We start from the raw sequence: 12600 nt of genomic DNA on the forward strand, positions 1-12600 counted from the left end.
AAGGCCAGCTTTGCTGGCCTTTTTTTTGTCTGGCCATTGCGTGTGTAGCTTCGGTGTTGGTTACAACGGTTTTTTGCGTTATTTCGGAGTCGATCTGTGCGGCACGACAAATCCGCGTTGAGCGCGGTAGAGATTGATCATGGGTGGGCTGGGATGCTGGGCCGCTACGTTATCGGCGTTTGAGCTGTTGTTAGATTTTGCTTTTGGCGGATGGCGACTCAATCTGCAGGATGACGATTTATTTACAGTGATTACATACTAGTAAGGGGGTTGGATCGTAGGGCGGCGTTAGTTTTTGCAAAAATCATTGCCGTACGATGAGGGTGGCAGTGTCAATCCAGCTTAATAAAAATAGCGTACTTAAAACTGTATTTATTTACATTTGCATTCATATTCTTGACGCATTAAGTTAGCATCATCGTCGGTGCAGCGAAGGCGCTAGTTAAATAGAGGTAGCTTGAGTCTATTTCTTGCGTTGTATCAAATGGAAACTATGGAGATCGCCATTGTCATGCTGCTCATTTGATTTGTATCAGTAGCGCACAGCGTAGTCTCCGTATACTGCATTACATCAGGTGATTAACTGTGGAGTCGATCACCGAGCAATTAACACTATCACAACCCCGAAGAGGTTTAACCGTGGCTCAACTATCAAAAGAACAAATTGGTAATATGCATCGTTACTTTCAGGCAGCGAATTACCTGTCTGTAGGTCAGATTTATTTGCTCGACAACCCAATGTTGAAACTACCGCTCAAACGTGAACACATCAAGCCACGTTTGTTGGGTCACTGGGGTACGACTCCAGGTTTGAACTTTATTTTTGTTCACGCCAATCGCGTGATTGTTGAGCGTGATGTATCGATGATTTACATCACTGGCCCTGGCCATGGTGGTCCTGGTTTTGTGGCTAATACTTGGCTCGAAGGTTCGTACGAAGAATTCTTCCCAGCGATTGATCGCACTGAAGCAGGTATGCAACGCCTATTCAAGCAATTCAGCTTCCCACGCGGTATACCTTCACACGTAGCGCCAGAAACCCCAGGTTCAATGCACGAAGGTGGTGAATTGGGTTACAGCGTATCGCATGCCTACGGTGCGGCTCTGGATAATCCAGACCAAGTGGTGATTGCTGTTGTTGGTGACGGTGAAGCTGAAACTGGCCCATTGGCTGCGTCTTGGCACTCAACGAAATACATCCACCCGATTAATGACGGTTTTGTATTGCCAATCTTGCATTTGAACGGCTACAAAATTGCCAATCCAACACTTCTTGCCCGTATGGACAAAGAAGAAGTGACTAACTTGTTCAAAGGTTATGGCTACGAGCCAATCTTTGTTGAACTCAAGCAAGAAACATTCAACGACAAGCTCGATACATTCGACCAGATCCATATTGATATGGCTGCGGCAATGGACTTGTGTATGGATAAATTTGCGGCGATTCGTGCTGCTGCCATTGCAGAGCAAGAAGCAGGCAAGCCAATCACTCGCCCACGTTGGCCAATGATTGTTATGCGCACGCCTAAAGGCTGGACTGGCCCGAAAGAAATTAAAGGCAAAAAAGTTGAAGACTACTGGCGTAGTCACCAAGTGCCATTCTCTGATATCGATGATGAGAATGTGATCAACTTGGAAAACTGGATGCGCTCGTATCAAATCGAAACCTTGTTTAATGCTGATGGTTCAGTGAAACAAGAATTGGTTGATTTGGCACCGAAAGGCATTAAACGCTTTGGTTCAAACCCAATCGTGCACGGTCAAGTTTCGAAAGACTTGAAAATGCCAGACTTCCGTAAATATGAAGTGAAGTTTGCGAAACCAGGTACTGAAAACGCCGAAATGACTCGCGTAATGGGTAAATTCCTCCGCGACGTGATGAAAGAAAACGAAGCTGAGAAAAACTTCCGTATCTTCGGCCCAGATGAAACTGCATCTAACCGTTGGAACGACGTATTCGAAGTATCGGGCAAAACTTGGTTGGCGAACTTCTTTGAAGAAGACAAAACCAATGACTTCTTGCAACAAGATGGCCGTGTTATGGAAATCTTGTCTGAGCACACTTGCCAAGGTTGGCTCGAAGCGTACAACTTGACCGGTCGTCACGGCTTCTTTAGCTGCTACGAAGCGTTTATCCACGTGATTGATTCGATGTTTAACCAACACGCAAAATGGTTGAAAACAACGAAGCACATCAACTGGCGCAAACCAATTCCGTCATTGAACTACCTGTTGACTTCACACGTTTGGCGTCAAGACCACAACGGCTTCTCGCATCAAGATCCAGGTTTCTTGGATCACGTGATCAACAAGAAAGCTGAAGTGATTCGTGTGTACTTGCCAGCTGATGCCAATACTTTGTTGTCGGTGACTGACCATGTATTGCGCTCACGTCATTATGTGAACGTGATCGTTGCCGGTAAACAGCCAGCATTGCAATACCTGACTATGGATCAAGCGATTAAACACGCTACCACTGGTTTGGGTATCTGGGACTGGGCATCGAACGACCAAGGCGGCGAGCCAGATGTAGTGATGGCGTGTGCGGGTGAAATCCCAACAATGGAAGCATTGGCGGCAACTGATTTGCTCCGTCAACACTTCCCAGATCTGAAAATCCGCTTTGTTAACGTTTGCGATTTGATGACACTGCAACCGCAAGAAGAACATCCACACGGCTTGTCTGACCGCGAATTTGACGCGATCTTCACGACTGACAAACCAGTGATGTTTGCCTTCCATGGTTACCCATGGTTGATCCATCGCTTAACTTACCGTCGTAACGGCCACGCTAACATCCATGCTCGTGGTTATATCGAAGAAGGTTCTACTTCGACGCCGTTCGACATGGTTGTAGTGAATCAGTTGGATCGTTTCAACTTGGCCATCGACGTGATTGATCGTGTACCACACCTGCAAAAAATCGGTGCTCACGTTCGTCAAAAACTGGTTGGCAAGTTGGTTGAACATGCTGAGTACATCGCCGAAGTGGGTGATGATATGCCAGAAGTGAAAGAATGGAAGTGGACTTACTAAGCAATTTCACCCTGTAAAGGGTGATTGTTAAAGCGTAAATAGCCCGTGCCTTTTGGCGCGGGCTTTTTTATGGCTGATCCAAATCAAGGTTAGATGGGCGCTAAGTAAAAGCCCAGCAGCGAAGACGGTCTGAGTCCGATACAATATAAACTCGCTACAACGTCGTTTGTCATAATGAAAAGAGATTGATCGTGCTACAGCCAAAAATGAGCGAAACGCTATTAGCTTTATGTGCCATTGCACGTGAGGTCGCAGCCACAGAAATCATGCCGCGCTATCAAAAAGTCGTTGCTGAAGTGAAGCATGACGGCAGTTTGTTTACCGAGGCCGATTTGGCGGCGCAAACAGCATTGCAACGATTATTGCCTGGTTTGCTCGATTGCCCCGTTTTGGGCGAAGAAATGACGCAGGCCGAGCAAGAGCAACTATGGGCGGCGCATGCCGATGGTTTGTGGGTGGTCGACCCGATTGATGGCACGACTAATTTCGCGCACGGCTTACCCAATTTTGCTGTGTCGATTGCATTGATGCGTCAGCATCGTCCGGTGTTGGCCGTGGTGTATGTGCCGGTATTGGATGAATGCTTTGCAGCTGAGGCCGCTTGCGGTGCATGGTTAAATGATGAGCGCTTGCCACGGGTGCGAGACGAGCGTCCTTTGTCTGGTGCGATTGCTTCGGTTGAAACCAAGTGGTTGTCTGGGCATTTAGCGACGCGGATCGTGACCTTGAATCCCTATCACAGTCACCGCAATTTTGGTGCATCCACCATAGATTGGTGCTGGCTGGCGGCGGGGCGCACTGATGTTATGCTGCATGGGGCGCAAAAACTTTGGGATTACGCTGCAGGGGTGTTGATCCTACTGGAGTCAGGCGGACAAGTTGGTTCGATTTTCCATGATGAGTATTGGCAAGAAAATCCTTGGCATCGCAGCGCGGTCGCCGCGCGAACACCGTCGCTTTATGCTGCTTGGCAGGTATGGGTGCAAGCTAATAAGTAATGTATTGTGTTGCAGGCTTTAATAAATAATGGCTAGGTGTATATACCTAGCCATTATTTTATTCCACGTTGCTGAAATTAAGCTGCTTGTTGTTCAAGTAGATATTTAGCGCCGTTATCTAGGCCTAAATGTTGAACTAAGTAGGGCATGATTTCTTTAAGTTCATTATTTAAAGTCCACGGTGGATTCAAGATAAACATCCCGCTGCCATGCATGCCAAAACCATCCGCGCGTGGCGTATGCACGGTGAGCGCAACATGTAACCAGCTTTTTGCGCCGAGCTTTTTGAGTTTCTCAGGCATTTGCTTGGTTTCGGCCCGTGACAATTGCGGATACCACACCGCATATGTACCCGTTGGAAAGCGCTCTAGCGCTTCTTTTAGTGTTTCAACCACCCGCACATAATCATGCTTTTCTTCATACGGTGGATCAATCAACATCAAAGCCCGACGCGGCGGCGGCGGTAATACGCTTTTGATGCTGGCAAAGCCATCCGCTTGCACCACTTTGGCTGCGCGGCCGGCATCCAGAAAATTCTCCGCCAGTAACTTGCTGTCACTTGGATGCAATTCAAATAAACGTAATTTATCGTCCCTGCGCTGCAAAGCCTGCGCCACATATGGTGAGCCAGGATATAACTGCAAATGCGCGCTACCTGCGTTCAAATCTTTTACAACATCTATATAGCGTTGCAGTGGCGCGGGTAAATCAGTGCGCTGCCATAATCGCGCAATGCCGGTTTCGAATTCGGCATTTTTGGTCGCATAGCCTTGCGTCAATGAATACACGCCCGCACCGGCGTGCGTATCGATATACCACCAAGGTTTGTCTTTTTGATTCATATAATCGAGCAGCATCACCTCGATGCAATGCTTGAGAACGTCGGCATGGTTGCCAGCGTGGAAGGCGTGACGATAACTGAGCATATATATACATATAAAAAGAGCTTGAATGCGCTAATTGTACTCGTTCAGACGTTTTGCTTAAGTTTTGATTGAGTTAATGGCGATTAATTATTCGCATATTGATTGGGCTTGGTGCAGTTTGCGTGGTTGCGTTGCTTTTGTGTCAATTTTAGATGTTATGAAAATCAACGACTTAGCACCTTTGTGTGGTTTTCTTTGCACCTAGGTGTTGACGGACTTTAGGTGGGTGGGTATAGTTCGGCCTCTCTGCTGCTGACACAGCAAACGAAACAAGCGGTTTTCCAGCTGGTTTCAGTGTCTAAGCCACTGATCTTTAACAAAATACAGCCGATGAGTGTGAGTGCTTGGTTTGCCAGTCAAACAAGTGCTTACACTCAAGATTTAAAAGAAATCTTGGTTTTTAACCAAGTGTTTCTTTGAGTAATGAGTACTAAGCCAAGTATGTAAATTCAGCTAGATTAAACGAAAGAGTTTGATCCTGGCTCAGATTGAACGCTGGCGGCATGCTTTACACATGCAAGTCGAACGGTAACAGGGTGCTTGCACCGCTGACGAGTGGCGAACGGGTGAGTAATACATCGGAATGTACCCAGTAATGGGGGATAACGCTTCGAAAGGAGTGCTAATACCGCATACGCCCTGAGGGGGAAAGTGGGGGACCGCAAGGCCTCACGTTATTGGAGCAGCCGATGGCTGATTAGCTAGTTGGTAGGGTAAAGGCCTACCAAGGCAACGATCAGTAGCGGGTCTTAGAGGACGATCCGCCACACTGGAACTGAGACACGGTCCAGACTCCTACGGGAGGCAGCAGTGGGGAATCTTGGACAATGGGCGAAAGCCTGATCCAGCAATGCCGCGTGCGTGAAGAAGGCCTTCGGGTTGTAAAGCGCTTTTGTCGGGGAGGAAATCCTAGTGGTTAATAACTGCTGGGGATGACAGTACCCGAAGAATAAGGACCGGCTAACTACGTGCCAGCAGCCGCGGTAATACGTAGGGTCCAAGCGTTAATCGGAATTACTGGGCGTAAAGCGTCCGCAGGTGGCTTGATAAGATAGACGTGAAATCCCTGGGCTCAACCTAGGAATTGCGTTTATGACTGTCTCGCTAGAGTATGGGAGAGGGGGGTGGAATTCCACGTGTAGCAGTGAAATGCGTAGAGATGTGGAGGAACACCGATGGCGAAGGCAACCCCCTGGCCTAATACTGACACTCATGGACGAAAGCGTGGGGAGCAAACAGGATTAGATACCCTGGTAGTCCACGCCCTAAACGATGTCTACTAGTTGTTGGGCTTTTCGGAGCTTAGTAACGCAGCTAACGCGTGAAGTAGACCGCCTGGGGAGTACGGTCGCAAGACTAAAACTCAAAGGAATTGACGGGGGCCCGCACAAGCGGTGGATGATGTGGATTAATTCGATGCAACGCGAAAAACCTTACCTGGTCTTGACATGTACGGAATCCTTTAGAGATAGAGGAGTGCCTTCGGGAACCGTAACACAGGTGCTGCATGGCTGTCGTCAGCTCGTGTCGTGAGATGTTGGGTTAAGTCCCGCAACGAGCGCAACCCTTGCCATTAGTTGCTAACATTTAGTTGAGCACTTTAATGGGACTGCCGGTGACAAACCGGAGGAAGGTGGGGATGACGTCAAGTCCTCATGGCCCTTATGACCAGGGCTTCACACGTCATACAATGGTCGGTACAGAGGGTCGCCAACCCGCGAGGGGGAGCTAATCTCACAAAACCGATCGTAGTCCGGATTGCACTCTGCAACTCGAGTGCATGAAGTCGGAATCGCTAGTAATCGCGGATCAGCATGTCGCGGTGAATACGTTCCCGGGCCTTGTACACACCGCCCGTCACACCATGGGAGTGGGTTTTACCAGAAGTAGCTAGGATAACCTTCGGGAGTCCGGTTACCACGGTAGGATTCATGACTGGGGTGAAGTCGTAACAAGGTAGCCGTAGGGGAACCTGCGGCTGGATCACCTCCTTTCAAGAGAAAGATTGGTAGATTAAGTACTCACACTCATCGGCTGTAGATTTGAAAGAAACGATATGGGTCAGTAGCTCAGTTGGTTAGAGCACCGTGTTGATAACGCGGGGGTCATAGGTTCGATTCCTATCTGACCCACCAGTATCACGGGGGTTTAGCTCATCTGGTAGAGCACCTGCTTTGCAAGCAGGGGGTGAACGGTTCGAGTCCGTTAACCTCCACCATTATCTGCTGTAGAAAATAGAATTCTATGTATTGCACGTTGTTATGTGCAGTGTATTTTATTCTGGTTTCTAAAATTAGAATGATTAGTCATTTAATGATTAATTAAATATCGCTCTTTAACAAAATAGAAGAAGTAATTAATTCCAATAAACATTGTAATGGAATTAGATTTGAGAATAACTGCTTGCAGTTGTTGTTGAGTTTAGTTTCAAAGTAAAAATATTGGGTTGATTGTATCTGTTCAGTTGTGCTGGTCTCATGCCAGTGTAACTGAACCGCAAGTGAAATGAGAACTCACTTGCAAGTCGCAAATACGATTTCAGTAATCTGAGATACGTTTTACGTGTTTGAGGTTATAGGATCAAGCGAATAAGTGCATCTGGTGGATGCCTTGGCGATGATAGGCGACGAAGGACGTGATAGCCTGCGATAAGCGTGGGGGAGCTGGCAAAGTGCTTTGATCCCACGATTTCCGAATGGGGAAACCCGGCCCTTTTGGGTCATCCTAGACTGAATACATAGGTCTAGCGAAGCGAACCCGGTGAACTGAAACATCTAAGTAACCGGAGGAAAAGAAATCAACCGAGATTCCCAAAGTAGTGGCGAGCGAAATGGGAAGAGCCTGTACGTGATAGCAGTAGACTTAATAGAATGGAATGGAAAGTCCAACCATAGTGGGTGATAGTCCCGTATATGAAAAGTCAATTGTGGTACTAAGCGTACGAGAAGTAGGGCGGGACACGAGAAATCCTGTTTGAAGATGGGGGGACCATCCTCCAAGGCTAAATACTCATCATCGACCGATAGTGAACCAGTACCGTGAGGGAAAGGCGAAAAGAACCCCGGGAGGGGAGTGAAATAGAACCTGAAACCGGATGCATACAAACAGTGGGAGCCCTTGAAAAATGGGGTGACTGCGTACCTTTTGTATAATGGGTCAGCGACTTACGTTCAGTAGCGAGCTTAACCGAATAGGGGAGGCGTAGGGAAACCGAGTCCGAATAGGGCGCATAGTTGCTGGGCGTAGACCCGAAACCAAGTGATCTATCCATGGCCAGGATGAAGGTGCGGTAACACGCACTGGAGGTCCGAACCCACTAACGTTGCAAAGTTAGGGGATGAGCTGTGGATAGGGGTGAAAGGCTAAACAAACTTGGAAATAGCTGGTTCTCCTCGAAAACTATTTAGGTAGTGCCTCATGTATCACTGACGGGGGTAAAGCACTGTTATGGCTAGGGGGTCATCGCGACTTACCAAACCATGGCAAACTCTGAATACCGTCAAGTGCGAGCATGGGAGACAGACCTGGGGTGCTAACGTCCTGGGTCAAGAGGGAAACAACCCAGACCGCCGTCTAAGGTCCCAAATGATCAATTAAGTGGAAAACGAGGTGGGAAGGCACAGACAGCCAGGATGTTGGCTTAGAAGCAGCCATCATTTAAAGAAAGCGTAATAGCTCACTGGTCGAGTCGTCCTGCGCGGAAGATGTAACGGGGCTCAAATTGATAACCGAAGACGCGGATATGACCATTTATGGCATATGGTAGAGGAGCGTTCTGTAAGCCTGTGAAGGTGTCTTGAGAAGGATGCTGGAGGTATCAGAAGTGCGAATGCTGACATGAGTAGCGATAAAGGGAGTGAAAAGCTCCCTCACCGAAAACCCAAGGTTTCCTGCGCAACGTTCATCGGCGCAGGGTGAGTCGGCCCCTAAGGCGAGGCAGAAATGCGTAGTCGATGGGAAACAGGTTAATATTCCTGTACTTGATATAAGTGCGATGTGGGGACGGAGAAGGTTAGGTTAGCCAACTGTTGGAATAGTTGGTTTAAGTGTGTAGGCGGGTGTCTTAGGCAAATCCGGGACGCTGTTAACGCTGAGGCATGATGACGATTCACTTAGGTGATGAAGTAACTGATACCCTGCTTCCAAGAAAAGCCACTAAGCTTCAGCTTATATTGAACCGTACCGCAAACCGACACAGGTGGGTAGGAAGAGTATTCTAAGGTGCTTGAGAGAACTCGGGAGAAGGAACTCGGCAAATTAACACCGTAACTTCGGGAGAAGGTGTGCCTTATAGGTGAAGAACCTTGCGTTTGGAGCTATATAAGGCCGCAGAGAAATGGGGGCTGCGACTGTTTATCAAAAACACAGCACTCTGCCAACACGAAAGTGGATGTATAGGGTGTGACGCCTGCCCGGTGCTGGAAGGTTAATTGATGGGGTGCAAGCTCTTGATCGAAGCCCCAGTAAACGGCGGCCGTAACTATAACGGTCCTAAGGTAGCGAAATTCCTTGTCGGGTAAGTTCCGACCCGCACGAATGGCGTAACGATGGCCCTACTGTCTCCTCCCGAGACTCAGCGAAGTTGAAGTGTTTGTGAAGATGCAATCTCCCCGCTGCTAGACGGAAAGACCCCGTGAACCTTTACTGTAGCTTTGCATTGGACTTTGAAGTGGTTTGTGTAGGATAGGTGGGAGGCTTTGAAGCAGAGACGCTAGTTTCTGTGGAGCCGTCCTTGAAATACCACCCTGACCCCTTTGAGGTTCTAACCTTGGTCCGTTATCCGGATCGGGGACCGTGCATGGTAGGCAGTTTGACTGGGGCGGTCTCCTCCCAAATTGTAACGGAGGAGCTCGAAGGTCGCCTAGGTACGGTCGGACATCGTACTGATAGTGTAATGGCAAAAGGCGGCTTAACTGCGAGACCGACAAGTCGAGCAGGTGCGAAAGCAGGACATAGTGATCCGGTGGTTCTGTATGGAAGGGCCATCGCTCAACGGATAAAAGGTACTCCGGGGATAACAGGCTGATTCCGCCCAAGAGTTCACATCGACGGCGGAGTTTGGCACCTCGATGTCGGCTCATCACATCCTGGGGCTGTAGCCGGTCCCAAGGGTATGGCTGTTCGCCATTTAAAGTGGTACGTGAGCTGGGTTCAAAACGTCGTGAGACAGTTTGGTCCCTATCTGCAGTGGGCGTTGGAAATTTGAGAGGGGCTGCTCCTAGTACGAGAGGACCGGAGTGGACTGACCTCTGGTGTACCGGTTGTCACGCCAGTGGCATTGCCGGGTAGCTAAGTCGGGAAGAGATAAGCGCTGAAAGCATCTAAGCGCGAAACTTGCCTCAAGATGAGATTTCCCTAGGGTTTTAAATCCTCTAAAGAGTCGTTCGAGACCAGGACGTTGATAGGTTGGGTGTGGAAGCGCAGTAATGCGTTAAGCTAACCAATACTAATTGCTCGTGAGGCTTGATCCTATAACCTGAAGCGCGTAGTGCGACGATGGATATAATTGACCCAAAGTAGGACGGTGTGAAAGCGCTGAACTACAAAAAATACTTAAATGGTGTTGATTGGTGTGTAGTATAATTACTTCTTCTATTGATTTTACGAGTTAGCGTTGTAGGTTGCGGTCTGAAAAGATAGCGGCTGAATGCGATAACTCTCGTGTAGCTCGAAAGAGTTGCACCAGACAGTTTAATGTCTGGCGACCATAGCGAGGTGGTCCCACTCCTTCCCATCCCGAACAGGACAGTGAAACACCTCAGCGCCGATGATAGTGCGGATTGCCCGTGTGAAAGTAGGTCATTGCCAGACTTCCCTATAGAGAAGCCCGATTCGAAAGAGTCGGGCTTTTTGCTATGCGTCGTTTCGGTGCTGGAGTACAAATTGTAGATACCGATGTGCTGTATCTCTTCCTAGCCCTTGCAATATAGACTGCTGAGGAATATACCTTGGCCTGAAGCTTTTGTAGTGATGCTATGCTGGAGTGGATTGCAGATCTTAGGGGTTGCGATGTCATGACTTGGTTTGTGTATATTTTAGTTTGCCGAGGTAATCGGTTGTATACCGGCGTAACAACGGATATAGAACGTCGATATGTACAGCATCTCAATGGAAAAGGCGCGCGCTATACGCGAGCTTTTCCTCCTGAACGGATTTTAATTCGCTGGCTTTGTAATGATCAACGCGTTGCTTTGCGGGTTGAATATGCGATTAAGCAGTTAACGACGGCACAAAAATGGGCATTAGTGGCTGAGTCATCAAGTTTGGGTGAAGAATTGCGATGTATTGATGGGATTTGGACTGAAGTTAAATTGAAAGAATTGAAAGTATAAAAAATCACGATGAATTAATAGATTCATCGTGATATGAAATGCACTCAATAATTATTTATTGATCTAGTTTATGTATTGTTTTACGCAGAACAAATAATAAAGCGAGTCCTGGTAATGCAATTGCGGCTGAAATCATAAAGAAATGCGACCAACCCACTGCAGTAACGAGATAACCAGATGCAGGTCCTACATAAACTCGACCAAAAGCAGTTAATGCAGATAAGAGCGCGTATTGAGTTGCAGTAAAATTCGGGTTACATAAGCTCATTAATAAGGCGACGGCTGCTGTTGTGCCCATTCCGCCGGCTAGATTCTCGGTGCTGATCGCAAAGAGTAACAAACCAATATCAGGCGAACCATGAATAGCAATGAGCCAATAACCTAAATTGGTGAGTGCTTGTAATATGCCAAAAATGACCAGCGATTTATATAAGCCCCAGCGCAACATCAAAATGGCTCCGGCAAAACCCCCGACTAAAGTGGCAACTAGACCAAAGACTTTATAGGCTTGGCCAATAATTGATTTGCTATATCCCATGTCGAGTAAGAATTTTGTAGATAAGCTGCCAGCAAAAGCATCGCCAAGTTTATAGGCAACGACTAAAGCCAATAGAATCCACGCGCCATCACGGGAAAAAAATTCTTTTAATGGATCGATAATTGCAGAACGTAGACTCAGTGGTGGTTTGGTCTGCAATACAGGCTCGGGCGAAAAAAAGGTGACGATGGCCATGGTGCCCATAATCCCCGCCATAACTAGGTAAGTTTGTTCCCAAGTTAATATACCGTCGGCCAAAATAAGTGCGACAGCACCTGATGTTAGCATTGCCATTCGATAACCGAAGACGCCCACAGCCGCTCCGGCGCCACGCTCTTCGGGCTGTAGCACTTCGGTGCGGTAGGCATCAATGACGACGTCTTGAGTTGCTGAAAAGAAAGCAATTAATAGCGCCATCAAGGCAAAAGTGGCTAAGTGTGTTTGTGGATCAAGCCCACTCATTTTGGCGATGACTGCAGCAAGCGCAATTTGGGTTATTAAAATCCAACCCCGACGCCGGCCTAAGAATGGCATTGGAAAGCGATCAACGAGGGGTGACCATAAAAATTTCCAAGTATAAGGTTGTCCAACCAAGGTAAACCAACCTATGGTTTTAATATCTAAACCAGCATCGGATAACCATGCTTGCAGTGTGGATCCGGTGAGTGCTAATGGCAGACCAGAAGCAAAGCCAAGTAGCATTGCCGCACAAATTCGCCGATTATTAAAAACGGCTAGATATTTAGAAAACATAGGTGTATTGCTCTGTG

General features: G+C 47.8%; 5 protein-coding genes, 2 tRNA genes and 3 rRNA genes. 8 read left to right on the forward strand and 2 right to left on the reverse strand.

Features of this window, described 5'->3' with window-relative positions; translation table 11 throughout:
- The first annotated feature begins 639 nt into the window (after nucleotides 1–639).
- Together HQN60_RS06270 and HQN60_RS06275 are read left to right on the forward strand one after the other, a co-directional pair.
- Complete coding sequence (locus HQN60_RS06270) at nucleotides 640–3036, forward strand: phosphoketolase family protein (RefSeq protein WP_254456686.1); 2397 nt, start codon at nucleotides 640–642, stop codon at nucleotides 3034–3036.
- A gap of 206 nt (nucleotides 3037–3242) precedes the next feature.
- A complete protein-coding gene (locus HQN60_RS06275) occupies nucleotides 3243–4034 on the forward strand; it encodes an inositol monophosphatase family protein (RefSeq protein WP_173534625.1) in 792 nt (263 codons plus the stop codon).
- Nucleotides 4035–4111: 77 nt separating this feature from the next.
- Here the strand turns inward: HQN60_RS06275 and HQN60_RS06280 are convergent, their stop codons facing one another.
- Nucleotides 4112–4960, reverse strand: coding sequence for a 23S rRNA (adenine(2030)-N(6))-methyltransferase RlmJ (locus HQN60_RS06280; protein ID WP_173532843.1), 849 nt, complete (start codon nucleotides 4958–4960; stop codon nucleotides 4112–4114).
- A 460-nt stretch (nucleotides 4961–5420) separates the two neighbouring features.
- On the opposite strand from HQN60_RS06280, the gene HQN60_RS06285 reads away from it, so the two are divergent.
- From HQN60_RS06285 to HQN60_RS06310, 6 genes are all read left to right on the forward strand, one after another.
- Nucleotides 5421–6954, forward strand: a 16S ribosomal RNA gene (locus tag HQN60_RS06285).
- A 64-nt stretch (nucleotides 6955–7018) separates the two neighbouring features.
- Nucleotides 7019–7095, forward strand: a tRNA-Ile gene (locus HQN60_RS06290).
- Between the two features lie 7 nt (nucleotides 7096–7102).
- Nucleotides 7103–7178 (forward strand) — tRNA-Ala (locus HQN60_RS06295).
- A gap of 360 nt (nucleotides 7179–7538) precedes the next feature.
- Nucleotides 7539–10431 (forward strand): 23S ribosomal RNA (locus HQN60_RS06300).
- A gap of 226 nt (nucleotides 10432–10657) precedes the next feature.
- A 5S ribosomal RNA gene (gene rrf / locus HQN60_RS06305) occupies nucleotides 10658–10771 on the forward strand.
- Together the 16S, 23S and 5S rRNA genes with 2 tRNA genes alongside form the textbook arrangement of a ribosomal RNA operon.
- Before the next feature lie 203 nt (nucleotides 10772–10974).
- Nucleotides 10975–11292, forward strand: coding sequence for a GIY-YIG nuclease family protein (locus HQN60_RS06310; protein ID WP_173532844.1), 318 nt, complete (start codon nucleotides 10975–10977; stop codon nucleotides 11290–11292).
- Between the two features lie 55 nt (nucleotides 11293–11347).
- On the opposite strand, the gene HQN60_RS06315 is transcribed toward HQN60_RS06310, so the two are convergent.
- Nucleotides 11348–12583 (reverse strand): AmpG family muropeptide MFS transporter, encoded by a 1236-nt coding sequence (locus tag HQN60_RS06315; RefSeq protein ID WP_173532845.1) that lies wholly within the window; start codon nucleotides 12581–12583, stop codon nucleotides 11348–11350.
- Between the last annotated feature and the right edge of the window lie 17 nt (nucleotides 12584–12600).

The organism is Deefgea piscis (assembly GCF_013284055.1).
GTDB lineage: Bacteria > Pseudomonadota > Gammaproteobacteria > Burkholderiales > Chitinibacteraceae > Deefgea > Deefgea piscis.